Source organism: Escherichia sp. MOD1-EC6842 (assembly GCF_002965705.1).
GTDB classification, from domain to species: domain Bacteria; phylum Pseudomonadota; class Gammaproteobacteria; order Enterobacterales; family Enterobacteriaceae; genus Escherichia; species Escherichia ruysiae.
The window spans coordinates 119,121-145,512 of record NZ_PTRF01000003.1; the positions used below are offsets into that span (position 1 = coordinate 119,121).

A 26,392-nucleotide genomic window follows, 5' to 3' on the forward strand; every position below is an offset into this window, starting at 1 on the left:
GTAATTAATGACTAATGGTAAAAGAGCTATGGGGCATTGCAAGTGCTTTCACTACGCGATCTGTGCCTTCAGCCAGGCTTTGCGAGGTGACTTCCAAAAAAATGAAGCCTTTGAATTGTTGTGGATTAATTTCGCGATCGTGATTGTGTTTACCGATATTCCCGCAAAAGAAGTCGAAAAACACGTTACAATAGCCAGGTACTGGATTTTCGTGAGACAGGAAGAAGATGGACATTAACAACAAAGCCCGCATTCATTGGGCATGCCGCCGTGGTATGCGCGAACTTGATATTTCGATCATGCCGTTTTTCGAACATGAGTACGACAGCTTAAGCGATGACGAAAAACACATCTTTATTCGTCTGCTGGAATGTGACGATCCCGATTTGTTCAACTGGCTGATGAATCACGGTAAACCGGCCGATGCAGAACTGGAAATGATGGTCCGACTCATCCAGACACGGAACCGGGAACGTGGTCCTGTGGCAATCTGAACTGCGCGTCTCCTGGCGCGCGCAGTGGCTTTCCTTGCTGATTCATGGGCTGGTTGCCGCTGTTATTTTGCTCATGCCCTGGCCGCTTAGTTACACCCCGTTATGGCTGGTGTTGCTTTCGCTGGTGGTGTTTGATTGCGTCCGCAGCCAGCGGCGCATTAATGCTCGCCAGGGAGAGATTCGTCTGCTGATGGATGGGCGTTTGCGCTGGCAGGGGCAGGAGTGGAGCATCGTCAAAGCGCCGTGGATGATTAAAAGCGGCATGATGTTGCGTCTACGTTCTGATAGCGGCAAACGTCAGCATCTGTGGCTGGCAGCAGACAGCATGGATGAAGCCGAATGGCGGGATTTGCGGCGGATTTTGTTACAGCAGGAGACGCAAAGATAATGGCGACGGCAAAGCGAGTGCGCTATGCCGTCAGTAATCTCAGGCGTAATGCTCTGCCATTTCGTTGAGGATTTGCTCACACCAGCTCTGAATACGCTCGTCGCTAAGGTCATACTGGTTAGTTTCGTCCAGCGCCAGACCCACGAACAGTTGTCCGTCAGCAATCACCGGTTTCGGGCTGGTAAACTCATATCCTTCCGTTGGCCAGTAGCCGACGAACTTCACGCCTTTGGTCGAGAGTTTGTCATGCAGCATACCGAGTGCATCGAGGAACCACTCACCATATCCCAGTTGATCGCCTAATCCATATAGCGCAACAATTTTACCTTTGAGATTCAGGTCGTCGAGCTGATCCCAGACGGCTTCCCAGTCTTCCTGGATTTCGCCAAAATCCCAGGTCGGGATACCCAGAATGAGCACATCGTACTGCTCCATTAATTTCGGGGAGTCGTCCTTGAGGTTATGTAAGGTCACCAGTTCTGGGCCGATAATATCGCGGATTTTTTCTGCCGCCATTTCGGTGTAACAGGTGCTGGAACCGTAAAAAAGACCCATATTCATAACGTAAGCTTCTCGATTCTGCTGTGGCTTTTGCGGCTAGTGTATCAGAATCGCTTTAGTCACGGCACAATAAGGCATAATGGATCAAACGAGTAACGATAAGGGGCGCAAGTGAAACAGGATCTGGCACGCATCGAGCAGTTTCTTGATGCCCTGTGGCTGGAGAAAAATCTGGCAGAAAATACGTTGAACGCATATCGTCGCGATCTGTCAATGATGGTGGAGTGGTTGCATCATCGTGGATTGACGCTGGCAACGGCGCAAAGCGGCGACTTACAGGCATTACTGGCAGAACGGCTGGAAGGCGGGTATAAAGCCACCAGTTCCGCTCGTTTGCTGAGTGCGGTGCGCCGATTGTTCCAGTATCTTTATCGCGAAAAGTTTCGTGAAGACGATCCCAGTGCGCATCTTGCTTCGCCGAAATTACCCCAGCGTCTACCGAAAGATTTAAGTGAAGCGCAAGTCGAAAGGTTATTGCAGGCACCGTTGGTTGATCAGCCTCTGGAGCTACGCGACAAAGCGATGCTCGAAGTGCTGTATGCTACCGGATTGCGTGTCTCTGAACTTGTAGGGTTGACGATGAGCGATATCAGCTTGCGTCAGGGCGTGGTGCGGGTAATCGGTAAAGGCAATAAAGAACGCCTGGTGCCGTTAGGTGAAGAGGCAGTCTACTGGCTGGAAACCTATCTGGAACACGGGCGACCGTGGTTGCTAAACGGTGTGTCGATTGATGTACTGTTTCCCAGCCAGCGTGCGCAGCAGATGACGAGACAAACTTTCTGGCATCGCATTAAACATTATGCCGTGCTGGCGGGGATCGACAGCGAAAAGCTGTCACCGCATGTGTTGCGCCACGCTTTTGCCACTCATTTATTAAATCATGGTGCGGATTTACGCGTGGTACAGATGCTACTGGGCCACAGCGATCTTTCCACCACGCAAATTTATACGCATGTCGCTACTGAGCGTCTGCGGCAACTTCATCAACAGCATCACCCTCGGGCGTGATAGCTGAAAAGAACGGGATGACTTATGAAGAAAGGTTTTATGTTGTTTACTTTGTTGACGGCGTTTTCTGGCTTTGCTCAGGCTGATGACACGGCAATTCAACAAACGCTAGCCAAAATGGGCATTAAAAGCAGCGATATTCAGCCAGCACCCGTGGCAGGCATGAAGACAGTTCTGACTAACAGCGGTGTGTTGTACATCACCGATGATGGTAAACACATCATTCAGGGGCCAATGTATGACGTTAGCGGCGCGGCACCGATCAACGTCACCAACCAGATGCTGTTAAAGCAACTGAATGCGCTGGAAAAAGAGATGATTATCTACAAAGCGCCGCAAGAAAAGCACGTCATCACCGTGTTTACCGACATTACCTGCGGTTACTGCCACAAAATGCATGAGCAGATGGCTGACTACAACGCGCTGGGGATCACCGTGCGTTATCTCGCGTTCCCGCGCCAGGGGCTGGAGAGCCAGGCTGAACAACAAATGAAAGCCATCTGGTGTGCAAAAGATAAAAACAAAGCGTTTGATGATGTGATGGCAGGTAAAGCTGCCACTCCGGCAAGTTGCGATATTGATATTGCCGACCATTACGCACTTGGCGTACAGCTTGGCGTTAGCGGTACTCCGGCAGTTGTGCTGAGCAATGGCACACTTGTTCCGGGTTACCAGCCGCCGAAAGCGATGAAAGAATTCCTCGACGAACATCAAAAAATGACCAGCGGTAAATAATTCGCGTGAAACAACAGATACAACTTCGTCGTCGTGAAGTCGACGAAACGGCAGACTTGCCCGCTGACTTGCCCCCCTTGCTGCGGCGTTTATACGCCAGTCGGGGCGTGCGCAGCGCGCAGGAACTGGAGCGCAGCGTTAAAGGTATGCTGCCCTGGCAGCAACTGAGCGGTGTCGAAAAGGCCGTTGAGATCCTTTACAACGCTTTTCGCGAAGGAACGCGGATTATTGTGGTCGGGGATTTCGATGCCGACGGTGCCACCAGCACAGCTCTTAGCGTGCTGGCGATGCGTTCTCTCGGCTGTGACAACATCGACTACCTTGTACCGAACCGTTTCGAAGACGGTTACGGCTTAAGTCCTGAAGTGGTCGATCAAGCTCATGCGCGTGGTGCGCAGTTGATTGTAACGGTTGATAACGGCATTTCTTCTCACGCAGGAGTTGAACATGCTCGCTCGTTGGGCATTCCGGTTATTGTTACCGATCATCACTTGCCTGGCGAAACTTTACCTGCGGCGGAAGCCATTATTAATCCTAATCTGCGTGACTGCGAGTTCCCGTCGAAATCGCTGGCAGGCGTTGGCGTTGCGTTTTATCTGATGCTGGCGTTACGCACCTTTTTGCGCGATCGGGGGTGGTTCGATGAGCGTGGTATCGCAATACCGAATCTGGCGGAATTGCTGGATCTGGTGGCGCTGGGTACGGTGGCGGACGTAGTGCCGCTGGACGCCAATAATCGCATTCTGACCTGGCAGGGGATGAGTCGCATTCGTGCCGGGAAATGCCGCCCGGGGATTAAAGCTCTGCTGGAAGTGGCAAACCGCGATGCACAAAAACTCGCTGCCAGCGATTTAGGTTTTGCGCTGGGGCCGCGTCTCAATGCCGCCGGACGACTGGATGATATGTCCGTTGGCGTGGCACTGTTACTTTGCGACAACATCGGCGAAGCGCGCGTTCTGGCTAATGAGCTTGATGCACTAAACCAGACGCGAAAAGAGATTGAACAGGGAATGCAGGTCGAAGCACTGACCTTGTGCGAGCAACTGGAGCGTAGCCGCGATACGCTGCCTGGCGGGCTGGCAATGTATCACCCTGAATGGCATCAGGGCGTCGTTGGTATTCTGGCTTCGCGCATCAAAGAGCGTTTTCATCGTCCGGTTATCGCCTTTGCGCCTGCGGGCGACGGTACGCTGAAAGGTTCTGGTCGCTCCATCCAGGGATTGCATATGCGTGATGCGCTGGAGCGGTTAGACACGCTCTACCCTGGCATGATGCTCAAGTTTGGCGGTCATGCGATGGCGGCAGGATTGTCGCTGGAAGAGGACAAATTCGAACTCTTTCAGCAACGCTTTGGCGAACTGGTTACCGAGTGGCTGGATCCGGCATTATTACAGGGTGAAGTAGTTTCCGACGGCCCGTTAAGTGCAGCGGAGATGACCATGGAAGTTGCGCAACTGCTGCGTGATGCCGGTCCGTGGGGGCAGATGTTCCCGGAACCGCTGTTTGACGGTCATTTTCGCCTGCTGCAACAGCGGTTGGTGGGAGAGCGCCATCTGAAGGTTATGGTTGAACCGGTCGGCGGCGGCCCGCTGCTGGATGGTATTGCTTTTAATGTCGATACCGCCCTCTGGCCGGATAACGGCGTTCGTGAAGTACAACTGGCCTACAAGCTGGATATCAACGAGTTTCGTGGCAACCGCAGTCTACAGATTATCATCGATAATATCTGGCCACTTTAGCATCGTCTTCTCTATAAAAAAGAGTGTGGATTGGGTACAATCCCGCTCTTATCACCGCATTTTGACTAGCTCAATAAAAGAAATCAGACCATGTTTGAAATTAATCCGGTAAATAATCGCATTCAGGACCTCACGGAACGCTCCGACGTTCTTAGGGGGTATCTTTGACTACGACGCCAAGAAAGAGCGTCTGGAAGAAGTAAACGCCGAGCTGGAACAGCCGGATGTCTGGAACGAACCCGAACGTGCGCAGGCGCTGGGTAAAGAGCGTTCCTCCCTCGAGGCTGTTGTCGATACCCTCGACCAAATGAAACAAGGGCTGGAAGATGTTTCCGGTCTGCTGGAACTGGCTGTAGAAGCTGACGACGAAGAAACCTTTAACGAAGCCGTTGCTGAACTCGACGCCCTGGAAGAAAAACTGGCGCAGCTTGAGTTCCGCCGCATGTTCTCCGGCGAATATGACAGCGCCGACTGCTACCTTGATATCCAGGCTGGTTCCGGCGGTACGGAAGCGCAGGACTGGGCAAGTATGCTTGAGCGTATGTATCTGCGCTGGGCAGAATCGCGCGGTTTCAAAACTGAAATTATCGAAGAGTCGGAAGGTGAAGTAGCGGGTATCAAATCCGTGACTATCAAGATCTCCGGCGATTACGCTTATGGTTGGCTGCGCACAGAAACCGGTGTTCACCGTCTGGTGCGTAAAAGCCCGTTTGACTCCGGCGGTCGTCGCCACACGTCATTTAGTTCCGCGTTTGTTTACCCAGAAGTGGATGACGATATTGATATCGAAATCAACCCAGCGGATCTGCGCATTGATGTCTATCGCGCGTCCGGTGCGGGCGGTCAGCACGTTAACCGTACCGAATCTGCGGTGCGTATTACTCACATCCCGACCGGGATTGTGACCCAGTGCCAGAACGACCGTTCCCAGCACAAGAACAAAGACCAGGCCATGAAGCAGATGAAAGCAAAACTTTATGAACTGGAGATGCAGAAGAAGAATGCTGAGAAACAGGCGATGGAAGACAATAAATCTGACATCGGCTGGGGCAGCCAGATTCGTTCTTATGTCCTTGATGACTCCCGCATTAAAGATCTGCGCACCGGGGTTGAAACCCGCAACACGCAGGCAGTGCTGGATGGCAGCCTGGATCAATTTATCGAAGCAAGTTTGAAAGCTGGGTTATAAGGAACCAACATGTCTGAACAACACGTACAAGGCACTGACGCGGTAACCGATCTTAACAATGAACTGAAAACTCGTCGCGAAAAGCTGGCGAACCTGCGCGAGCAGGGGATTGCCTTTCCGAATGATTTTCGTCGCGACCATACTTCTGACCAACTGCATACAGACTTCGACGGTAAAGAGAACGAAGAGCTGGAAGAGTTGAACATCGAAGTTGCTGTAGCTGGTCGCATGATGACTCGCCGAATTATGGGTAAAGCCTCTTTCGTTACCCTGCAGGACGTCGGTGGTCGCATTCAGCTGTATGTAGCTCGTGATGATCTGCCGGAAGGCGTTTATAACGATCAATTTAAGAAATGGGATCTTGGCGATATTATCGGCGCAAAAGGTAAGCTGTTTAAAACCAAAACCGGCGAGCTGTCTATCCACTGCACCGAGCTGCGTCTGCTGACCAAAGCACTGCGCCCGCTGCCAGACAAATTCCACGGCTTGCAAGATCAGGAAGCGCGTTATCGTCAGCGTTATCTGGATCTCATCTCTAACGATGATTCCCGCAACACCTTTAAAGTGCGTTCACAGATCCTCTCTGGCATTCGCCAGTTCATGGTGAATCGCGGCTTTATGGAAGTTGAAACCCCGATGATGCAGGTGATCCCGGGCGGTGCGGCAGCACGTCCGTTTATTACCCATCACAACGCGCTGGATCTCGACATGTACCTGCGTATTGCGCCGGAACTGTACCTCAAGCGTCTGGTGGTTGGCGGTTTTGAACGCGTGTTCGAAATCAACCGTAACTTCCGTAACGAAGGTATCTCCGTGCGCCATAACCCAGAGTTCACCATGATGGAACTCTATATGGCTTACGCGGATTACAAAGATCTGATCGAACTGACCGAATCGCTGTTCCGCACTCTGGCTCAGGATATTCTCGGTAAGACTGAAGTAACCTACGGTGATGTGGTACTGGACTTCGGTAAGCCGTTCGAAAAACTGACCATGCGTGAAGCGATTAAGAAATATCGCCCGGAAACCGACATGGCAGACCTGGATAACTTTGACTCTGCGAAAGCGATTGCTGAATCTCTCGGCATTCACGTTGAGAAGAGCTGGGGGCTGGGTCGTATTGTGACCGAGATCTTTGACGAAGTGGCAGAAGCGAATCTGATTCAGCCGACCTTCATTACTGAATACCCGGCTGAAGTTTCTCCGCTGGCGCGTCGTAACGACGTCAACCCGGAAATCACCGATCGCTTTGAATTCTTTATTGGCGGTCGTGAGATTGGTAACGGCTTTAGCGAACTGAACGATGCAGAAGATCAGGCGCAGCGTTTCCTGGATCAGGTTGCGGCGAAAGACGCAGGCGACGATGAAGCAATGTTCTACGATGAAGATTACGTTACTGCACTGGAACATGGTCTGCCGCCGACAGCAGGTCTGGGAATTGGTATCGACCGTATGGTTATGCTTTTCACCAACAGCCATACTATCCGCGACGTTATTCTGTTCCCGGCGATGCGTCCGGTAAAATAAGTATTACGCGTAAGCACATAACCCCGACAACCGTCGGGGTTTTTTATTTAAGCTGTGTAAATGCAGACAATTGTTTTCTGGCTTCGCTATTGGCTGCCTGCATCACCATCCACGGGCTGAATGCCCACGGCGTGGCATCAATACCGCGTAATACATCTGCTAAATCACACCATTGATAATCCATCACTTCATCATTGTTGGGCTGTAACTCGCTGATCACGCGTGCGGCAAATACCGGGCACACTTCATTTTCGACAATGCCACTCGGATCGGTGACGCGGTAGTGAAAGTCAGGATAGACCGGTTCTGGTGATGTTATTTCCACACCCAGTTCAAAGCGGCAACGGCGGATCACCGCGTCTTCGTTGCTTTCTCCCAATTGTGGATGCCCACAAACCGAGTTTGTCCACACACCTGGCCATGCTTTTTTGCTCAGTGCGCGGCGGGTAACTAATAATTGCCCTTTGGCATTAAACAGCCAACTGGAGAACGCGAGATGTAAGGGGGTATTTGCCGTGTGTGCAGCATATTTTTCCAGTGTACCCGAAGGGACTCCCTGTGCATTCAGTAAAATGACGTGTTCCGTTTGCATAATTTCTCACATGTAATTCTAATCACTCGTCATTATAGATAACAGAAGTGTTAAATGATTAACCAAGTGAGCGTTTATCGACAACCGCCCGTTTTGAGCGGATGCCGACAGAGAAAGACCATTTAAAAAAGCAACATCATATATTTGAAGCGGCTTTCAATAGCCATTGCAACGCAGTCAGAAATGACAGGAATGGAGATCATTAAGAGTAATAACAGACTGAATATAGCGCGCATTAAAAGATTCATATTATTCTCCATGCTCATTTTTCTTCAGCTTGCGCATCAGAAGCCACATACGTACTGTCCTGACTTTTAGATCTTTATCAGAGACGGATTCCTTTACCAGGTCAGCATGATGCTGATAGCCATTAAAGAAGACGTTCAGCACAACGGCGCTAAGGGTTGCGAGCATAATGCCGCTATGCAGCAACGGTTGCAGTACGGCCGGTAATTTAGAAAAAAAATCGTGAGAAAGCGTCGGAGTCATGCCAACGCCGAGACTGATTGCCACAATATAGAGGTTGTAACGGTTGGTGGTGTAGTTACAGCGCGACAGAATCCGAATCCCTGTAGCCAGCACCATGCCGAACATCACCAGCCCCGCGCCGCCCAGCACAAATTGCGGAATGGAAGCCACCAGCACCGCCATTTTGGGCACCATGCCGAACAGAATTAAAATAATCCCCGAAGAAATACACACCCAGCGGCTATGAACGCGCGTCACGCTGACCAGACCGACGTTTTGTGAAAAAGATGTATGCGGAAAACTGTTAAACGTTCCGCCGATCATGGTTCCTACGCCATCCACGCGCAGCCCGCGAATAATGTCGTGCGAAGAGAGCTTACGACCGACTATTTCACCCAGTGCCAGGAACATCCCCATCGACTCAATAAATACGATGATGAGTACTGCGGTCATGGTCAAAATAGAAACGGGGTCGAAAATCGGCATACCAAACGACATCGGCGTAACAATCGCAAACCACGAAGCATCATGCAGCCCGGATAAATTGACTTCATTCATCATCCACGAAAGTAAAAAGCCAAATACAATCCCCAGTAATACGGCGACATTGGACATAAATCCTTTTGCATAGCGAGTAATAAGCAAGATGAAAATTAAGACTGCGAAGGAGATTCCTAAATAAACGGGATTACCATATTGCGGATTTCCTTTACCTCCCGCAGCCCAATCAATGCCCACCTGAATAATACTCAGCCCGATAGAGGTAATAACCACACCGGTAACCAGCGGTGGGAACAAAGGCATTAAGCGACCAATAAGCGGCGCTAATAATGTGGTGATAAATCCTGCTGCGATGGTTGCGCCAAAAATCCCCAGCAGCCCGATATCCGGGTTCATCCCGATAGCTATCATTGGCGTTACAGCAGCAAAGGTCACCGACATAATAACGGGCAGGCGAATCCCCATAAAACGACCGATGCCAATGCATTGCAAAAGTGTGACGATACCGCAGCAAAAGAGGTCGGAGCTAATAAGCATCGCGATCGCCTCTTTGGTAAGGCCGAGTCTGTCACCAATCATCAGTGGAACAGCGACTGCACCTGCATACATCACAAGTACGTGTTGCAGACCGAGTATGATCAACTTTCCTGGTGATAATATGCGGTCAACCTCATCGGTGGGGCGGTCTTGCCCTGAAGATGAGGGAAGTTGGGAATCTATGGCGCTCATCAGTCATTCTCCTTTCGCTCGCCAGAGTTAAAAGCAACCGTTTACGTTAATAAAACTGTTTAATTACATGCTCGTGGGATGCCAGTTTTAACGAGGAAGGGAAGTTAGAGACAGGAATTGCGGAGGCAATCACATAATCGTGGTTAAACCGAGAAAATGAGAAAAGAATCAGATAATGGAATTATCTTTAATTTTCTCATATTGATATGTCTTTAATCATTCTGGCATATCGCACTCTCGCATTTAATGTTTTTGAGTTGGATTACTCTGTTTTCAGCAACGATGTTTAATTAATGAAAGCGGCACAGATTGAGGGGTAATAATTTGACCTCAGTCGCAAAATATCATTAAAGCGGACACGTTTTATAATATATGCCCGTTTATTGCATTGCGACATTTGAGAAGACATAACTCATCAAATGAAAGGGATGCAAATGAATAAGTTTATCGCTGCTGAAGCTGCGGAATGTATAGGCTGTCATGCCTGTGAAATTGCCTGTGCGGCGGCACACAACCAAGAAAACTGGCCGCAGAGCCACAGTGACTTTAAACCCCGTATTCACGTTGTTGGGAAAGGCCTGCACGCGAATCCGGTTGCCTGTCATCATTGCAATAATGCCCCCTGCGTTACGGTTTGCCCGGTAAATGCTCTGACTTTCCAGCCCGATAGCGTACAACTGGACGAGCAAAAGTGTATTGGTTGTAAAAGATGCGCAATCGCTTGCCCCTTTGGCGTAATCGAGATGGTCGGTTCTATTGCGCAGAAATGCGACCTTTGTAACCAGCGCAGTTCCGGCGCGCAAGCCTGTATTGAGGTCTGCCCAACGCAGGCATTACGCCTGATGGATGATAAAGGGTTACAGCAGATAAAGATGACCCGCCAGCGCAAAACGGTAGAAGGAAAGGCGTCATCAGATGCTCAGCCATCTCGCCGTGCAGCGTTGCTCCCCGTTAACCCCCGCAAAGGCGCAGAGAAAATTTCAGCGAGTGAGCGGAAAACCCACTTTGGCGAAATCTATTGTGGACTGGATCCGCAACAAGCGACTTATGAGAGTGACCGCTGTGTTTATTGTGCCGAAAAAGCCAACTGCAACTGGCATTGCCCGCTGCATAACGCCATTCCGGATTACATCCATCTGGTACAGGAAGGGAAGATTATTGAAGCGGCAGAACTCTGCCACCAGACCAGCTCCTTACCAGAAATCTGCGGCAGGGTATGTCCACAGGACCGTCTTTGTGAAGGTGCATGTACTTTGAAAGATCACTCTGGCGCAGTCTCTATCGGTAATCTGGAACGCTACATCACCGATACCGCGCTGGCGATGGGCTGGCGTCCCGATGTCAGCCAGGTCGTTCCGCGTATGGAAAGAGTGGCGGTGATTGGCGCAGGGCCAGCAGGGCTGGGGTGTGCCGATATTCTGGCGCGCGCTGGCGTTCATGTTGATGTCTTTGATCGCCATCCAGAAATTGGCGGCATGTTGACCTTTGGTATTCCTCCTTTCAAGCTCGATAAAGCGGTGTTAAGCCAGCGGCGGGAGATATTCACCGCGATGGGGATCGACTTTCATCTCAACTGTGAAATTGGCCGTGATATCTCTTTCAACGAATTAACGGCGGAATATGATGCCGTTTTCCTCGGCGTGGGGACTTACGGGATGATGCGAGCGGATCTGCCGCATGAAGATGCGCCCGGTGTCATTCAGGCGCTACCGTTTCTGACCGCGCATACCCGCCAGTTGATGGGGCTGCCAGAGTCTGCAGAGTATCCGCTGACGGATGTAGAAGGTAAGCGAGTTGTCGTATTGGGGGGCGGCGATACAACAATGGATTGCCTGCGCACATCCATTCGCCTGAATGCCACCAGCGTGACCTGTGCTTATCGGCGTGATGAAGTCAGTATGCCCGGCTCGCGAAAAGAGGTGGTTAATGCGCGAGAGGAAGGCGTTGAGTTTCAGTTCAATGTTCAGCCGCAATATATCGCTCTTGATGATGACGGGCGCTTAAAAGCTGTGGGTTTGATTCGTACCGCAATGGGTGAGCCGGGACCTGATGGTCGCCGTCGTCCACGTCCGGTGGCGGGATCTGAGTTTGAACTGCCCGCTGATGTGCTGATTATGGCCTTTGGGTTCCAGGCACATGCCATGCCGTGGTTGCAGGGCAGTGGCGTTAAGCTCGATAAATGGGGGCTGATTCAAACCGGCGACGTCGGGTATTTACCCACCCAGACGCATCTGAGAAAAGTCTTTGCTGGTGGTGATGCTGTTCATGGCGCGGATCTGGTCGTCACTGCAATGGCCGCAGGAAGACAGACAGCACACGATATGTTAGCCATGTTTAATACGAAGGCATCGCGATGAAATCGTTAATTATCGTTAATTCAACTGACTGCATTGGTTGTCGTACTTGCGAAGTGTCTTGCGTGGTCGCCCATCCGTTAGAACAGGAGTTGAATGCGAGTTTCTTTCTCCCACGTTTAAAAGTGCAGCGTCTGAACAACATTAGTGCGCCGGTGATGTGCCATCAATGCGAAAACGCCCCTTGTGTTGGCGCTTGCCCTGTGGGGGCGCTGACGATAGGCGAGCAGGTGGTGCAGGCCAATTCTGCCCGTTGTATTGGCTGTCAGAGTTGCGTCAGTGCGTGCCCGTTTGGGATGATCACTGTTCAGTCGTTGCCCGGTCATACTCGTCAACTCATCGTGAAATGTGATCTTTGCGAACAGCGGCAAGAGGGACCTGCGTGTGTTGAGTCCTGCCCAACGCAGGCGTTGCAGTTGATGACTGAGAGAGAAATCAGGCAAGTCCGCCAGCAGCGTCTTGCTGCCAGCGGTGAGAATCCTCTCTGAAAGAAATCTCCGCGCTGAAAGGCGCGGAGAGTCTATTAGATTGCCCAGCCACCTGCGTAAAACGCGACCAGTGCGGCGGTAATGATAACTGTACCAATATTCAGCTTTTGCCATTCGCGTGCAAAGACGCGGCCTACGACCAGTGTCACAAAGCCCAGCATAATACCGGTGACGATATTACAGGTCAGAACGATGAAAACCGCACATACCAGGCCTGCCATCGCATCAATAAAGTCATTGAAGTCGAGCTTCGAGACGTTACTTAACATCAGCAAACCCACGTACATCAGTGCAGGGGCAGTGGCATAACCAGGGATCAGAAACGACAGCGGAGATAAGAACAGAATCAGCAGGAATAACGCGCCAACTACCGTTGCGGTTAAACCGGTTTTGCCCCCGGCGGCAGTTCCGGCTGCTGATTCGATATATACCGCCGCAGGTGCTGCACCCACTAAACCGGAGAATATTGAACTAACCGAGTCACTGGTCAGGGCTTTACCGCCGTTGATGATCTGGTTGTCTTTATCCAGCAGATTCGCCTGTCCGGCTACTGCACGGATGGTGCCGGTGGCGTCGAACACTGCGGTCATCACTAATGCCAGTACACTCGGAAGTACAGTTGGTTGAAGTGCGCCCATAATATCCAGGCTGAAAATCAGAGACTTACCATCTTCGCCAGTCAGACTTGGCATTGCTACCAGACCATGATATTTGACTGCCGGATCAAAGATTAAGCCGATGATCGAGATGGCGATAATCACCAGCAAGATCCCACCAGGTACGCGGCACTTCTCCAGGCCGAAAATCACTGCTAATCCCAGCAAGCTCATCAGCACCGGGAAAGAGGTAAACGCACCAAGCGCGACGGGTAAGCCTTCAATCGGGTTTTTGATAACCATACCAACGCCGTTAGCGGCAATCAGTAGCAGGAACAGACCAATACCGATACCTGTACCGTGCGCAATACCCATTGGTAAATTGCGTAAGATCCAGGTTCGCACGCCAGTTACGGAGATAGCGGTAAATATCAGACCCATCAGAAAGACCGCCCCTAGTGCTACCGGAACGCTAATTTGTTGCCCGAGTACCAGACTGAATGCGGTAAATGCTGTCAAGGAAATGGCGCAACCAATCGCCATTGGCAGGTTAGCCCATAACCCCATCAGCAGAGAGCCGAAGCCTGCGACCAGACAGGTGGCAACGAAGACCGCTGCGGGAGGAAAACCTGCTTTACCCAGCATTCCCGGCACTACGATAACGGAGTAAACCATAGCGAGGAATGTAGTCAGACCCGCCAGTACCTCCTGGCGAACGCTGCTGCCTCTGGCGGTAATTTTAAAATAATTATCCAGCGCGCCCTGTGGCTTTGGTGCGTCCGGTGTTTGTAGGATGTCTCCAGACATAATGATGTCCTCACGAGGTTTATTATTAGTTACGTTCGTACACCAGACGACCATCAACGTAGGTGCGATAGATAGAACGGTCATCGCCCAACGTCATCATCACGAACAATTTGTCGACTAAAGAAACAGAGTTGTCATAGCGCAATTGCTGCAGTGGCGTGGCGGTAGGCTCCATCACCACGAAATCAGCCTCTTTGCCTGGTATAAAATTGCCGATCAGATCGTCAAGTCCCAGAGATTTCGCGCCACCGAGCGTGGCAAGGTAAAACGCTTCATATGCTGAGAGACGATAGCCCTGTAACTGCAACACTTTGTAGGCTTCGTTCAGTGTTTGCAGCATGTTGAAGGTGGTTCCGGCACCAATGTCAGTCCCCATGCCGACTTTGACTTTCTTATTCCATGCTTTTTTCAAGTTGAATAAGCCGCTACCGAGATAAAGGTTGGAGGTTGGACAAAACGCGATGCTGGATTTAGTTTCGCTGAGACGATCCCACTCTTTTTCTTCCAGATGGACGCAGTGAGCAAAGACGCAGTTTTTACCGGTCAGGCCATACTGGTGATAAACATCCAGATAACCATCATGTTCAGGATAAAGTTCTTTCACCCAGGCAATTTCATCTTTGTTTTCACACAGATGGGTATGTATCCACGTATCGGGAAACTCTTCTTTCAGGCGTTGCGCCATTGCCATCTGTTCGGGAGATGAAGTCGGTGCGAAGCGCGGTGTAATGGCGTACAACAGACGTCCATTTTTGTGCCAGCGTTCGATCAGTTCTTTGCTTTGGTGATAACTGCTTTCTGCGGTATCAAGCAGATAATCCGGCGCATTGCGATCCATCATCACCTTGCCGGCAATCATACGCATATTGATATGACTGGCGGCTTCAAACAGCGCATCAACGGATTGCGGATGAACAGTCCCAAACACCAGCGCCGTAGTTGTGCCGTTGCGCAATAACTGCTTGATGAAAAACGCCGACATTTCGCGGGCGTATTCTAAATCCTCATAACGACGCTCTGTGGGGAATGTGTGTTTATTCAACCATTCCAGCAACTGCTCACCGTAGGCACCGACCATTTCACTTTGCGGATAATGGATATGTGTATCGACAAAGCCCGGAACTATCAGTTTGCCGCGATAATCACGGACGCGAATAGTGTCAGGAATTTGATGCTTTCCGTCTTCCCATTTGCCAAACCATTCCACTTTCCCTTGTTTAATGAGTAGTAAACCATCCTCAATAAAACGCAGTGCAGAGGCGATTTCTTCCGGGTTATCGACTGTACGGGTGACATCAATAAAACTGCCTCGTACTGCTTTTAACGTGTGTTCTCCTGACATCATTGACTCCTTTACTTTTAATCCATCTCTTCCGCTGAGGTAATACCAGGCAGAACGTTTTCCTGTCGGTAGCCACCAGGGAGAATAATATTTAATAAAATCGCAGTTAACCCGCCTGCACAAATAGGGTTTTCAACTAATACATAAATAGAGGCAGGCAATATTTTAAAAATTTCGGGATCGTAGGAAACACCAAGACCTAAACCTAATGAGGTGGCGACGATAAGTGTTTCACGGCGTTTTAAGCCATTGGTGATAATGATGCGGATACCGGCAATGGCAATCATGGAAAACATTAACGTCATTGCCCCCCCCAGAACTGCCGAGGGGATAGTGGTGAAGAAGCCGCCGATCATCGGAAATAACCCGAGGATAATCAACATAACCGCGATGGTTCGCCCGATATAACGTGAGGCGACGCCGGTCATCTGAATAACACCGTTATTTTGCGCAAAGGTGGTTAATGGTAATGAACCGACTGCGGAGGCGATAACAGAGACCAGACCATCTGCCAGCACGCCACCTTTCAGCCGAGACTGATATTCGTCTCCCTGAATAGGACGGCGGGAAACCATTGCCGTGGCGGTGATATCGCCTACTGCCTCCAGCACGCTAAGTAGATAAATCGTGCCGACCACCAGGAACTGATGGAAGCTGAAACTAAACCCGTATTTGAACGGATGTGGGATAGTGATTAACGGCAGGTTGCGCATACTGCTGAAATCCACCATGCCAAGGCATAACGACGCGATATAGCCGACGCAAAGCCCAATGGCGATCCCGCCCATGCGTAGCAACGGACTACGGCAGCAGTTAAAGCCGATCACCACAATCAAAACCAATAAACCAACGCCGAGATGTTCGTAATTGCCGAACGTACCGCTGCTTTTGGCTGCAAATCCACCGCCAAAATCGATAATGCCGACTTTAATCAGGCTTAAGCCGATCATCAGCACCACAATGCCGCTGACGGTGGGGGTGATAACCCGACGTAGATAAGGCAGGATAAAAGAAGAACCGACAACCAGAAATGCGCCAACGAAGGAAACGCCAAGCAGCGACGACATGATTAATTCTTCGTGGAAACCGTCGCTTTTCATGCTGCTGCCCAGCGCAATCATGACGGTAACAAATGAAAAATTGACTGACTGAATGGAGAGTAAACCGGAACCTACGATGCCATAACGGTTTACCTGTAACCATGTTCCAATACCGGAGGCGATCATTGCCATTGAAACCAGATAGGCGGTCGTTTCTGCGGAAAGTTGTAAGGCCGCACCCACAATTAATGCGGGAGTCACCATCGGAACGAAAATTGCCAACAGATGGGTAATTGCGCCAACAATAGCCTGATGAAAGGGAGGGCGATCCTCCAGTTCAAATATAAGGTCGGAACCTGCATGGTTTATATCAGACATCCCTTCACTCCTTTTAAAGTAAATTTGATCATCTGAATCAGTAAAATAAATACCCACGAATTTGGGGCGCAGGACGCCTTGAGAACGGCTTATCTCATTTTCGCAGTTACTATTTAGTCATCGTTCAAACAGAGAAACAGGCCGCCGAAGCGGTAACAGATTGTTGATAAATCGCGCTTTGTTCATGCCGGATGCGGCGTGAACGCCTTATCCGCCTACCAAATCATGCTAACTCAATATATTGCAGTCGACATGTAGGCCTGATAAGCGCAGCGCATCAGGCAATTTCGCATTTGTCAGCAATCCAGGCCGCCGAAGCGGCCATTTATTACTTATATTTTTTCCAGCGCGGTGAGTATTTTCTCCGGAGTGAAATGCCATTCGCGTAACCAGATGCCGCAGGCATCGTGAATTGCAGTAGCTATTGCTGGTGCTGCGCCATTTACGCCAATTTCCGAGATGGACTTCGCCCCGAACGGGCCGACTTTATCGTCGCTCGGCACCAGTACGGCACGGAAATCACGTGGGATGTCGCCAATTTTCGGTGCGCCGTAACTGCGTAAATCGCGGGTTAACGGGTGACCTTCGGCGTCATAAATGATTTCTTCGCTCATACTGTGCCCGATAGCACGCAGGGTGGCGCCGTAGATTTGTCCCAACGCTAACTCCGGATTGACCGGCGTACCGCAATCCAGCAGGGCGTAGAATTTGTCCAGGCGGATTTCACCGGTACGCGTGTTGACGGCAACTTCAGCAAAGTTTGCACCATACGGGAAGGCGAAATCAGGCGTGATATAACTGGCTGTTCCCACCAGCGAACCAAAGCCAGTACCGGTTTCGCCTTTATGGGCAATATCCCCGAAACTCACTTCGCCTTTCTTACCGCGCACGACGCCCGGCGTTGCCAGTTGAACATCTTCCAGTGGCTCACCCAACATTTGTGCACCGTGGAACAGGATTTTCTCCCGCAGATTTTCCGCAGCCATACGCGCCGCGTTGCCTGAGAAACAAGTACCGGACGAGGCATACGCGCCTTTATCAAACAGCGCATGGTCGGTGTCACCGGAGATAACATGCACGTCCTGCGGCGGGCAGTGCAGCACTTCTGCCGCCAGTTTGGTCACCACAGTATCCAGGCCGGTTCCGATATCCGCACCACCGGAGTGAACGATAAAGGTGCCATCAGATTCCAGTTTGATCATGCAGTTAGCCTGATCGATATCCGGGATACCCGATTTCTGCATGATAATGGCAACGCCACGACCGATGCGCCAGTCACCATTTTGCGGTTTCGGTGAAGACCATTGGATCATCTCGCGACCCTGACGCAGGATCTCTTCCAGCGCGCAGCTGGCAGCGGAAGGAACGGAGGTCGGCGCTTTACCTTCACCGATTGCACCGAGAATTTTCAGCTCTTGCCCTTCGTGTACCCGGTTACGTTCGATAATTTCCAGTTGGTCGATCTGTAACTGTTCAGCCAGTTCCGCTAATGCCATGGTGATCGCGAAGTTACCTTTCGGTGCGCCATAACCCTGATAAGCACCATTTGGACAAATGTTGCTGTAGTAGGTGGTGACCTGGAAATCGACGTTATCGCACGGATATAACGGCAGCGACAGCGCCGGTCCGTTACACGGTACGGTGAGTGAATGGTTGCCGTAAGGACCTGTGTTGGCGCGGAAATCCATCTTCACTGCCGTCAGGCGACCATCTTTTTTCGCCCCCAGTTTGACGGTGACTTTCGCGACGTGACGAGAAGTGTTGGCAATAAACTCTTCTTCACGGGTGTAGCGGAACAGCACCGGACGCCCGGTCACGCAGGTTGCCCAGGCGCACACTTCTTCCAGCAGGATGTCCTGTTTGGAACCAAAACCGCCGCCTACGCGTTCTTTAATGACATGAACTTTATGTTGTTTCATACCTACAAGGCGCGCAACCTGGCGGCGTAAGTGCCACGGTACTTGAGTGGAGGCGTGAATAACCAGCCGATCGCCATCCATGCGGGTAAAGCAGATATGTGTTTCAGTCGGGCATTGCTGCGCCTGAGTTGAGTTATAGGTTCGCTCAATGATCACATCGGCATCGGCGAAGCCTTTATCCATATCGCCAATATGACCATGAATACTGGCGGCGATATTTTTGCGTGGGCGAGAACCGATAGGGAAGTTAATGATCATATGCTCGCCGCGCTGGGCTGCATGACTGTTGTCATCTTCCAGAGTATCTGGCGCACCAGCGACATACACCACCGGTTCATCGTGCACGACAGGTGCATCTTCCGCCATTGCTTCGTCGATCGACATTACCGGTTTAAGCACTTCATATTCAACGTCGATGAGCTTCAGTGCTTCGAGCGCAATTTCTTCACTTTCAGCAACGACCGCAGCAACACGATCGCCGACATGACGCATTTTCTTGCCGAACATGCGGCGGTCAAGTGGTGACGGTTCCGGCGCGCTCTGACCACCAGGTGTGTAGTAGATGTCCGGGCAATTCAGGTGAGTAATAACGTGAACAACGCCCGGTAAAGCCTCGGCTTTGCTGACATCCAGATGGGTAATCAGTGCGTGAGCGTGTGGGCTACGTAACATTTTAATGACGCAGGCGTCAGCCGTTACGCGGTCTTCAACATAGCAGGGTTTCGCCTGCACCATTTTCGCTGCATCAGTTTTAGGATAGTGCTTACCAATGACTTCAAGGTCGTCGCGGAAAGTCGGGGCGATATCAATCGTGGCCTGTGGGTTATTTTTACGTGCAACCGCCAGTTCAACGACCTGGTAGTATTGCTGCCAGCCTGCATCGCGGCTGAACAGACCAGAAAGCGCGTCGTCGATCTCTTCGCGGGTAGGTGCAGCGATGCGATCGAGAAGATCGGTGATAATCAGCGCCGCAGCCGGATCGTTATAACCGGACTGTACAACACCGACATCAACCATTGCCTGTTGAACCAGACTTAACTCGTTCCATTTGCCCAGCGATTCTGCGGTACGAATGTCTGCTTTTTCTAACTGTGCGGCAATAAGCAGGGATGCGTTGACGATATTACCGTTAAAGATAATTGCGTCAGAACCGGCAAAACCGAAACCATCATCACTGTTGCGTACAGAGTGCATTCCCATGTTAAACAACAGCTTTTGCACGTTTTCGCCAGGATTAACGGTTAGCGCCTGGGGCGCGCCATTTAAAGTAAAGTGGATAATCATACGGCTTCCTCCCCAGCCTGTTGGCAGTCGGCATACAGGTCGGCTACCAGAACTCCCGTGATATAGCGTTTATAGGCCACGCTGCCCCGCAAATCTTCCTGCGGGAAAATGGCGTTGGCGACGGCCTGTTCCAGTGCATTACCTTCCAGATTTTGTTTTTCGACATCGTGCAAACGCAGTGCTTTACTGGCGACGCCATCCAGCGCAATTCGCATACCGTCGTGGTCGGTTAATGCAACGGCCGCAGTCACCACCGTTAACCCAGCCTGGGAACGGCTAATTTTGCGAGTCGCGCAGGTGCGATACGGATCTTTAATGATGATTTCTGTCAGCAGACGATCACATGGGCAGGACAGGTAGTCCTCAATTGACAGCGTTTCGCCGTTGCCAAAAACCAGTTCAGCATCCAGTGCCAGCAGCACCGGAAGCAGTACGGACTCTTCCTGTTGGGCGGCGATTTCACCACCAATGGTCGACTGATTACGAACATGGCGTGAGTAAACAAAACCGAGGGCTTCACGCAGTGCTGCAGGAATAAATCGCGCATCACGCAGTGGCTGCAAGCGAGACATTGCGCCAATCCGCAGTGCACCGTTATCCCAGTCAACCCAGTCCAGTTCCAGATCCTGTAAGGAAATGGCAATCTTTTTATCGGTACGGGTTGGTGTAGCGTTGAGTTTGCTGCCCCCGGCGAACCAGACGGCTTCATCCTGGTAGCGGCGCTTCAGTTCCAGCGCCTGTTCGACAGAGTCGGGTCTGAAAAATTGTTCAATCATCTTCTTTCCTTATTTAACCCTCTTCCTTGAAGGAAGAGGGTATCTGTCATTTATGCCAGCGCATCCATCCGACGCCACATACCGGCGGCGGCTTTTCTGGCTTGCGCATAAATGGAATCGCAATCGAAGTTAAACTGACGGTCTTCATAGACCATCACACCGTTGACCATCACGCTGTGAACGCTGCCTGAACCCATGCCGAAAGCGATATGACCGGCGATATTGTCCGCCAGCAACGGCGTTGGCGAGGTGTAATCGCAAATGGTTAAATCGGCTTTATAACCTGCTTCCAGCAGGCCGAATTTCGCACCAAAGTTGCGACTCATTAGTTCGTTGCCGTTAGTCAGGGCTTTGGCAAAACTGTCAGGCCACAGCGAACCACCAGCGTCACGATGTTTAAAGAAGGCGAATTTCATCTCTTCAAACATGTCTGAACCGATACCGTCGGTTCCCAGTGCCAGATTGCGGATATCGCTAAGATGATGGTTGTAACCAACATGGTTATTCATGTTGGAGCGGGCGTTATGTACCAGGAACGCGTCATGCTGATTAAGCAGGGCGATATCCTCTTTCGACAGATACAGGCCGTGGGCGACCAGCGTTTTGCTGTCGATAAGATCGAATTGCGCCAGTCGTGCCAGCAGATCTTTGCCGTACCAGTGGTGACTGTGAGAAACGTCGTAAAGGTCTTCAGCAGCGTGAATGTGTAAACCACGTCCGGTGGCTTTTACGGCTTCGCGCAGCATTTCCAGACCGGCATCCGGCACGGTAAACGGCGCGTGAGCACCAATATGCGCTTCCACCAGATATGGCTCGGTAGCTACTTTCTTTGCGTCGTCAATCTGACGGGCGAAACGGATGTTTTCTTCTACACCTTCCTGTAACTCTGTGATGCCGTTGTTACGGTCAGTGGTTTCAAAACAGGTCATCGCACGCAGGCCAACTTTTAAAAATGCGTTGCGCAGCGTCGAGAGCGACCCGCCGATATAAGCCGGGGACGCATGGTGATCGATAACCGACGTGCATCCGCTCTTGATTGCTTCGAGTGAACAAATCAGCCCGCTGTAATAGAGCGACTCTTCATCAAGGGCACGATCGAGCCGCCACCAAAGATTTTTCAGCGTTGAGATGAAATCCGGGCAGGGAGCGATGTTCGCCATAATTCCGCGCGAAAGTCCCGAGTAAAAATGGTTGTGTGAGCAGACAATCCCAGGCATCACAATCCGGCCATGCATCTCTTTGTAGCTGGCGTCAGGATAACGCTGCGTCAGAGCATCGCCGATCGCGACAATCACATCATTTTCGATGGCGATATCGACGCCTTCCTGCACTTTTGCCGGGTGTAACTGTATTGCGGTGACATTCTTCAGAATCAACATGATTACACCTCCACGCGGCTCAGCAGATAATGATGATGCTGGTGGACATGGCTAATGATGCGGCACATATCGTTCAGCTCTGGCGGTACGTTGTCGAACTGACCTTCGCTATTGATATTCAGCACCCAGCTTTGGTTATTCAGACGTACACGCACACGATCATCTTCCACCAGGAAGCCTGGGTTGCTGCTGTTATCAAAGTCTTGCGACAGACTAAAGACGGTGATTTTGTCTTTGTACGGTTTACCGTTCCACGGGCAGAACTGAGCGCAGTTGCCGCATTCGTTACAGTAAGCGTCGAGGTGCAGCGTCTGGAAACGGTTCTGGAAGCCAGGGACGGCAATTGAGACGTTGGCGCGGTTCGGGCAGACATCCACACACTTGCTGCAAACGTAGTTACATTCAAGGCAGCGAGCGGCTTCCTGGGCGACAAACGCGTCACGATCGTCACTGTTCACCAGGGTGACAGAGATATCGCCTTTACGTTGGTAGATTTCCGCCGGGTTGACGTTGTTCCAGTATTTATCGCTCTGGTGGGAGCGGATATTTTCTCGACTAAGGATGGCATCGGTGGCTCGTCGAGCCGTTCCGACAGCCGCGACAATAGAGGACGGACCGCACTGTACGTCACCAATCATAAAGACGTCAGTCAGACGAGTTTCGCCGTTATGGTCGACATCAGGCCAGCCGTTTTTGTCCAGTGGCACGCCCATTGCGTTCAGGGCTTCGGTATCCTGCTGTTCGCCAATGGCGGTGATCAGGCTGTCTACGTGCAGCGTTACTGTTTCGCTGGTTTCAACCGGACGGCGGCGACCTTTCTCATCAGGTTCGCCAAGCGACATGACGCGCAACGTTAAGGTGCCATCCGCATCGAAACGTTCCGGATTGTTCAGGAAACGGAACTCTACGCCATCGTGTCGTGCTTCTTCATACTCTTCGCGCCATGCTGGCATCTCTTGTAGTGAACGACGGTAAACGACAGTCGCTTTTTCAACGCCCGGAACGCGTAACGCCGCACGGGCGCAGTCCATTGCGGTGTTACCCGCACCGACAATCACCACATGTTTACCCAAGTTGAGCACTGCGCCTTTGTTGTACTCGCGCAGGAAGGGGAGCGATTTCCAGACATTCTGGTTGTTGCCCGCCAGCTTCACACCGCTGTTTTTATCGGTGCCGGTGGCAATCAGAACATAGTGGAAGCCCTGATTTTTTAACTGTTCGACGGTCAGATCCGGTGAACAGCCATACTCAAATTTCACGCCGTGGTCGGCAACAAAATCGATATCGTGCTGAATCAACTCAGCAGGAATACGGAACTGTGGAATGATATTTTTCACCACGCCGCCGGCGTTAGCTTCGCGTTCAAATAGTGTCACCGGATGGCCCGCTCTGGCAAGGAAGTAGCCTGCTGCCAGACCCGCCGGACCTGCGCCAATGACGGCAACCGGATGGCGAGAACCGGAACCCGCTGGTTTGTGCCAGCGTTGCTTATATTCATCCCAGCCTTTTTCCAGCGCGACTTTTTTCAGTTCGCGGATATTCAGCGCACTGTCGTAATCCAGGCGGGTACAGTTGTACTGGCACTGGTGATCGCAAATGTGACCAGTAATGGCGGGCAGGGCATTACGTTGGTAGATGAGTTCCAGCGCGTCGGCATAGCGATGTTCGCCAAGCAGACGAATGTATTCCGGAATATCCTGTTTGATGGCGCAGGCAGTGACACAGGGTGCAACGTAGCAGTCGGTCAGCGGCAGGTCTTCTGCCACTTCTATACGCTCTTCTGGCTTCCAGTGTTTCTGGGTGTACTCCATGGTCAGCGCATCTGCGGCCAGCTTGCTCAGTCGTTCCACGTCAACGTGGTCAAGTCCCCAGGCGTCGGAGCCTTCCAGCTCGCGCATACAGGCACTTAAACGCAAATAGCCGCCGGGTTTCAGTAAGTCGGTTGCCATGGTGATAGGGCGAATGCCAGTATCGAAAATATCGCGGATAGTCAGCTGGCTGGCACCACCGGAATAAGAAATTGGCAGTTTGCCGTCAAAGGCACGGGACAGAACTGCCGCGACATTGATAGAGAGCGGGAACAGTGCACGGCCGGACATATACATCTCTTCACCAGGCAGTGCGCCTTTGTTATTGATGGTGCCGAGAGTGTTAGTCAGTTTGACGCCAAAGCCGAGTGATTTTTCTTTTGCCAGCGCCATCAGGCGTTCCAGCATTTCCAGCGCCTGCGTTAGCTTGAGGTCGTGATCAAATGACTCTTCTTTTAAGCCGATGTAATCGAATCCACATCCATCAAGAATCTCACGAACACGCGCGTACCCCAGTAAGGTCGGGTTGAGTTTCACAAAGGTGTTCAGCTCTTTTTCTTCCAGCATGTAGCGGCAAATGGCTTCGATTTCATGCGGAGGGCAGCCGTGCATGGTGGAGAGGGTAACGCCTTGTACCATGCTGGTGGGGATACGGGCTGCTAAGGCCTGCAAGCTTTCACGTTTTTCCTGCAATCCGTGGCGGGCTAAAAATGCGTCATCGTGGAGGAGTTTATTCAGCGTATCGCGGTATTGAGCGAATTTCGGATGGTCAGATGCGTCCATCATATTGTCGATGAACTGCTGCATCGGCGGCTGCTTAATGCCTTCGAGGTTGTAACCGACGCTCATATTAAAGATAAACGATTTACCAGAATCAGAAGGCTGGAACATGGCTTCGAGAAGATGCAGGGCAAACCAGGCTTTGAGGTATTCATCCCAGGCTTTAAGCAGGGTAAATTCGGTTGACCATTCGGTGTTAAAGCATTCGTCTTCGGCATCGATACAGGGCTTTTCCAGCTCCAGGCGGTCAAGAATTTGGACGGTTTTTAGTTCGATAAAGCGTCCGCCAGTCAGCCAGGAAGTGACGATGTTTTGCGCGAGTTGCGTGTGCGGACCAGCGGCAGGGCCGACGGGGGTGGCACAGGTTTCACCGAAGACGCTAACAGTTTTACCTTTTACGGGTGAGTAAAACTGTTGCTCAGGAATACCAAAGATTGAGCGTTGTTGTTGGTATTCATCAAATATGCGCGTCAAAAGTTCCTCAAACGGAATGGGACGCATAATATCCCCCATAACCCTCTCCTTAGCTTATACAGATATCATTGAGTGACCGGTATTGATAAATCCGGTGGTTTAAGGAGACAGAGCAACAATCGCACCACTATTGCCAGGTTGGCTCGGAAATATAAAAAAATGTGAGGCGCCTCGAAACTTAATGGTTTTTTGTGAATGATCTCACAGGTGCTAAATGAGAATTAAAATCACTACTGAGAGTTATTATTGTCAGGGGTTTTATCATTTTTTCTCATTTCTCAAAATCAGTGGCTCCTTATCATTATGATAAAAGGGTACTGAGCGGAATGAATATTTGAACGCAATCGTTTAACCTGATTTTCTAAAATTCAGTATGCCACTTTTGCGCATTAATAAAGTCCTCGGGGGTATCAATATCTAAAATTATTTCTTCATCTTCTATTTCGACGGAATAATGTTCACCCATTTGCAATGCCTGACGCATATTGGTCACGTTGGGACGTTGGATAGCCTGCATCAGACTCGATTTTGAGATTAAAATGGGATGACCAGGGATACCATTGTGGAGTGGGAGAATTGCACCGTTGTTGCGTAACTTCCAGATTTTATTAAATATATTGGCATTAAGACTTGGCATGTCACCATGAGTAATAAAGCAATGTTCAGTTTGCACTTCGGGAGCCGCAGCCTTCACCGAGGTCAGTAAGCCCTGCTCATAATCTGGATTATAAATAAGAGTAATATTGCCAGTGTTCTCGTAGCGATGATGCAGTTCATTAGCGCGAAAACCCGTAACTAAAATAATTCGACTACAAAACTGCAACGCGTTTTTGATACTTGCATCAAGAATTGTTTCCTGTTGCCAGGGTAACATCATTTTCCATTGTCCCATTCTTGATGATAATCCAGCAGCGGTAATTATACAGTCGATAGATGACATAGTGATTCCATTATTTATATCGGTTAATAACGCCTGAAAATTGCGTTACTTCCTGGTTAATGAATTTGTGGGCTAATTTATCCCAGAGAGGTCTAT

The 26,392-nt window shown here is 50.8% G+C and carries 23 protein-coding genes; 11 read left to right on the forward strand and 12 right to left on the reverse strand.

What is annotated here, in order from left to right; genetic code table 11:
- Positions 1–7 precede the first annotated feature (7 nt).
- Genes A7Z29_RS23185 through A7Z29_RS04930 form a run of 3 tightly spaced genes read left to right on the forward strand, consistent with a single transcriptional unit; the run spans position 8 to position 882 of the window.
- The gene (locus A7Z29_RS23185; protein ID WP_000181265.1) at positions 8–238 is read left to right on the forward strand and encodes a hypothetical protein; all 231 of its coding nucleotides are present in this window, start codon (positions 8–10) and stop codon (positions 236–238) included.
- Positions 228–494 (forward strand): FAD assembly factor SdhE, encoded by a 267-nt coding sequence (gene sdhE / locus A7Z29_RS04925; RefSeq protein ID WP_000354042.1) that lies wholly within the window; start codon positions 228–230, stop codon positions 492–494. Before A7Z29_RS23185 ends, sdhE begins: the two co-directional genes overlap by 11 nt.
- Complete coding sequence (locus A7Z29_RS04930) at positions 475–882, forward strand: protein YgfX (RefSeq protein WP_000244788.1); 408 nt, start codon at positions 475–477, stop codon at positions 880–882. Before sdhE ends, A7Z29_RS04930 begins: the two co-directional genes overlap by 20 nt.
- A 39-nt stretch (positions 883–921) precedes the next feature.
- Here the strand turns inward: A7Z29_RS04930 and fldB are convergent, their stop codons facing one another.
- Positions 922–1,443, reverse strand: coding sequence for a flavodoxin FldB (gene fldB, locus A7Z29_RS04935; protein WP_001055878.1), 522 nt, complete (start codon positions 1,441–1,443; stop codon positions 922–924).
- Between the two features lie 111 nt (positions 1,444–1,554).
- Between fldB and xerD the strand changes: the two genes are divergently transcribed.
- The 5 genes from xerD to lysS all read left to right on the forward strand — a co-directional run bounded on the left by xerD (position 1,555) and on the right by lysS (position 7,641).
- Positions 1,555–2,451 (forward strand): site-specific tyrosine recombinase XerD, encoded by an 897-nt coding sequence (xerD, locus tag A7Z29_RS04940; RefSeq protein ID WP_000806649.1) that lies wholly within the window; start codon positions 1,555–1,557, stop codon positions 2,449–2,451.
- 24 nt (positions 2,452–2,475) lie between these two features.
- Positions 2,476–3,186 (forward strand): bifunctional protein-disulfide isomerase/oxidoreductase DsbC, encoded by a 711-nt coding sequence (gene dsbC, locus A7Z29_RS04945; protein ID WP_000715233.1) that lies wholly within the window; start codon positions 2,476–2,478, stop codon positions 3,184–3,186.
- A 5-nt stretch (positions 3,187–3,191) separates the two neighbouring features.
- Positions 3,192–4,925, forward strand: coding sequence for a single-stranded-DNA-specific exonuclease RecJ (recJ, locus tag A7Z29_RS04950; RefSeq protein ID WP_000813172.1), 1,734 nt, complete (start codon positions 3,192–3,194; stop codon positions 4,923–4,925).
- Positions 4,926–5,015: 90 nt separating this feature from the next.
- A protein-coding gene (gene prfB / locus A7Z29_RS04955) for a peptide chain release factor 2 (protein ID WP_001701073.1) occupies positions 5,016–6,114 on the forward strand; the annotation gives its coding sequence in 2 pieces (ribosomal slippage) (positions 5,016–5,090 and positions 5,092–6,114; 1,098 coding nt in all).
- A gap of 9 nt (positions 6,115–6,123) precedes the next feature.
- Positions 6,124–7,641, forward strand: coding sequence for a lysine--tRNA ligase (gene lysS / locus A7Z29_RS04960; RefSeq protein WP_000003093.1), 1,518 nt, complete (start codon positions 6,124–6,126; stop codon positions 7,639–7,641).
- 43 nt (positions 7,642–7,684) lie between these two features.
- Here lysS and idi read toward each other — a convergent pair whose 3' ends face one another.
- Positions 7,685–8,233, reverse strand: coding sequence for an isopentenyl-diphosphate Delta-isomerase (idi, locus tag A7Z29_RS04965; RefSeq protein ID WP_001192779.1), 549 nt, complete (start codon positions 8,231–8,233; stop codon positions 7,685–7,687).
- A 54-nt stretch (positions 8,234–8,287) separates the two neighbouring features.
- On the opposite strand from idi, the gene A7Z29_RS23190 reads away from it, so the two are divergent.
- Complete coding sequence (locus A7Z29_RS23190; RefSeq protein ID WP_123056740.1) at positions 8,288–8,359, forward strand: hypothetical protein; 72 nt, start codon at positions 8,288–8,290, stop codon at positions 8,357–8,359.
- Here the strand turns inward: A7Z29_RS23190 and yqfG are convergent.
- Both yqfG and uacT read right to left on the reverse strand, forming a co-directional pair.
- Positions 8,356–8,481, reverse strand: a complete 126-nt coding sequence (gene yqfG, locus A7Z29_RS04970) for a protein YqfG (protein WP_016159664.1) — start codon at positions 8,479–8,481, stop codon at positions 8,356–8,358. The genes A7Z29_RS23190 and yqfG overlap by 4 nt on opposite strands.
- 1 nt (position 8,482) lies before the next feature.
- The gene (gene uacT, locus A7Z29_RS04975) at positions 8,483–9,931 is read right to left on the reverse strand and encodes a urate/proton symporter UacT (protein WP_010347966.1); all 1,449 of its coding nucleotides are present in this window, start codon (positions 9,929–9,931) and stop codon (positions 8,483–8,485) included.
- 434 nt (positions 9,932–10,365) lie between these two features.
- Here uacT and ygfT point away from each other — a divergent pair, with 434 nt between their 5' ends.
- On the forward strand, positions 10,366–12,288 hold the full coding sequence (gene ygfT / locus A7Z29_RS04985) for a formate-dependent uric acid utilization protein YgfT (protein WP_105289869.1): 1,923 nt from the start codon (positions 10,366–10,368) through the stop codon (positions 12,286–12,288).
- The gene (locus A7Z29_RS04990; protein ID WP_105289870.1) at positions 12,285–12,773 is read left to right on the forward strand and encodes a 4Fe-4S dicluster domain-containing protein; all 489 of its coding nucleotides are present in this window, start codon (positions 12,285–12,287) and stop codon (positions 12,771–12,773) included. The genes ygfT and A7Z29_RS04990 overlap by 4 nt, the downstream gene beginning before the upstream one ends.
- 35 nt (positions 12,774–12,808) lie before the next feature.
- On the opposite strand, the gene ghxQ is transcribed toward A7Z29_RS04990, so the two are convergent.
- The 8 genes from ghxQ to mocA all read right to left on the reverse strand — a co-directional run bounded on the left by ghxQ (position 12,809) and on the right by mocA (position 26,296).
- Positions 12,809–14,176, reverse strand: a complete 1,368-nt coding sequence (ghxQ, locus tag A7Z29_RS04995) for a guanine/hypoxanthine transporter GhxQ (RefSeq protein WP_000012141.1) — start codon at positions 14,174–14,176, stop codon at positions 12,809–12,811.
- A 25-nt stretch (positions 14,177–14,201) separates the two neighbouring features.
- On the reverse strand, positions 14,202–15,518 hold the full coding sequence (gene guaD, locus A7Z29_RS05000) for a guanine deaminase (RefSeq protein WP_010347969.1): 1,317 nt from the start codon (positions 15,516–15,518) through the stop codon (positions 14,202–14,204).
- Positions 15,519–15,535: 17 nt separating this feature from the next.
- The gene (xanQ, locus tag A7Z29_RS05005; protein WP_105289871.1) at positions 15,536–16,936 is read right to left on the reverse strand and encodes a xanthine/proton symporter XanQ; all 1,401 of its coding nucleotides are present in this window, start codon (positions 16,934–16,936) and stop codon (positions 15,536–15,538) included.
- A gap of 332 nt (positions 16,937–17,268) precedes the next feature.
- The gene (locus A7Z29_RS05010; RefSeq protein WP_016159659.1) at positions 17,269–20,139 is read right to left on the reverse strand and encodes a molybdopterin-dependent oxidoreductase Mo/Fe-S-binding subunit; all 2,871 of its coding nucleotides are present in this window, start codon (positions 20,137–20,139) and stop codon (positions 17,269–17,271) included.
- Positions 20,136–20,915: a molybdopterin-dependent oxidoreductase FAD-binding subunit gene (gene ygfM, locus A7Z29_RS05015; RefSeq protein ID WP_105289872.1), complete on the reverse strand. Its 780-nt coding sequence runs from the start codon at positions 20,913–20,915 to the stop codon at positions 20,136–20,138. Before ygfM ends, A7Z29_RS05010 begins: the two co-directional genes overlap by 4 nt.
- Before the next feature lie 50 nt (positions 20,916–20,965).
- Positions 20,966–22,294 carry a putative aminohydrolase SsnA gene (gene ssnA / locus A7Z29_RS05020; protein WP_105289873.1) on the reverse strand — a complete coding sequence of 443 codons (1,329 nt, stop codon included), beginning with the start codon at positions 22,292–22,294 and terminating at the stop codon, positions 20,966–20,968.
- Between the two features lie 2 nt (positions 22,295–22,296).
- The gene (gene ygfK, locus A7Z29_RS05025; protein ID WP_105289874.1) at positions 22,297–25,395 is read right to left on the reverse strand and encodes a putative selenate reductase subunit YgfK; all 3,099 of its coding nucleotides are present in this window, start codon (positions 25,393–25,395) and stop codon (positions 22,297–22,299) included.
- Positions 25,396–25,717: 322 nt separating this feature from the next.
- Complete coding sequence (mocA, locus tag A7Z29_RS05030) at positions 25,718–26,296, reverse strand: molybdenum cofactor cytidylyltransferase (RefSeq protein ID WP_032226138.1); 579 nt, start codon at positions 26,294–26,296, stop codon at positions 25,718–25,720.
- Positions 26,297–26,392: the final 96 nt, after the last annotated feature.

Coding starts and splice junctions, on each gene's coding strand:
- A7Z29_RS04990 (WP_105289870.1), top strand. CDS start 12,285: ATGAAATCGTTAATTATCGTTAATTCAACTGACTGCATTGGTTGTCGT.
- A7Z29_RS23185 (WP_000181265.1), top strand. CDS start 8: ATGACTAATGGTAAAAGAGCTATGGGGCATTGCAAGTGCTTTCACTAC.
- ssnA (WP_105289873.1), bottom strand. CDS start 22,294: ATGTTGATTCTGAAGAATGTCACCGCAATACAGTTACACCCGGCAAAA.
- lysS (WP_000003093.1), top strand. CDS start 6,124: ATGTCTGAACAACACGTACAAGGCACTGACGCGGTAACCGATCTTAAC.
- yqfG (WP_016159664.1), bottom strand. CDS start 8,481: ATGAATCTTTTAATGCGCGCTATATTCAGTCTGTTATTACTCTTAATG.
- uacT (WP_010347966.1), bottom strand. CDS start 9,931: ATGAGCGCCATAGATTCCCAACTTCCCTCATCTTCAGGGCAAGACCGC.
- ygfM (WP_105289872.1), bottom strand. CDS start 20,915: ATGATTGAACAATTTTTCAGACCCGACTCTGTCGAACAGGCGCTGGAA.
- idi (WP_001192779.1), bottom strand. CDS start 8,233: ATGCAAACGGAACACGTCATTTTACTGAATGCACAGGGAGTCCCTTCG.
- xanQ (WP_105289871.1), bottom strand. CDS start 16,936: ATGTCTGATATAAACCATGCAGGTTCCGACCTTATATTTGAACTGGAG.
- mocA (WP_032226138.1), bottom strand. CDS start 26,296: ATGTCATCTATCGACTGTATAATTACCGCTGCTGGATTATCATCAAGA.
- ygfK (WP_105289874.1), bottom strand. CDS start 25,395: ATGGGGGATATTATGCGTCCCATTCCGTTTGAGGAACTTTTGACGCGC.
- ygfT (WP_105289869.1), top strand. CDS start 10,366: ATGAATAAGTTTATCGCTGCTGAAGCTGCGGAATGTATAGGCTGTCAT.
- A7Z29_RS05010 (WP_016159659.1), bottom strand. CDS start 20,139: ATGATTATCCACTTTACTTTAAATGGCGCGCCCCAGGCGCTAACCGTT.
- sdhE (WP_000354042.1), top strand. CDS start 228: ATGGACATTAACAACAAAGCCCGCATTCATTGGGCATGCCGCCGTGGT.
- dsbC (WP_000715233.1), top strand. CDS start 2,476: ATGAAGAAAGGTTTTATGTTGTTTACTTTGTTGACGGCGTTTTCTGGC.
- fldB (WP_001055878.1), bottom strand. CDS start 1,443: ATGAATATGGGTCTTTTTTACGGTTCCAGCACCTGTTACACCGAAATG.
- guaD (WP_010347969.1), bottom strand. CDS start 15,518: ATGTCAGGAGAACACACGTTAAAAGCAGTACGAGGCAGTTTTATTGAT.
- ghxQ (WP_000012141.1), bottom strand. CDS start 14,176: ATGTCTGGAGACATCCTACAAACACCGGACGCACCAAAGCCACAGGGC.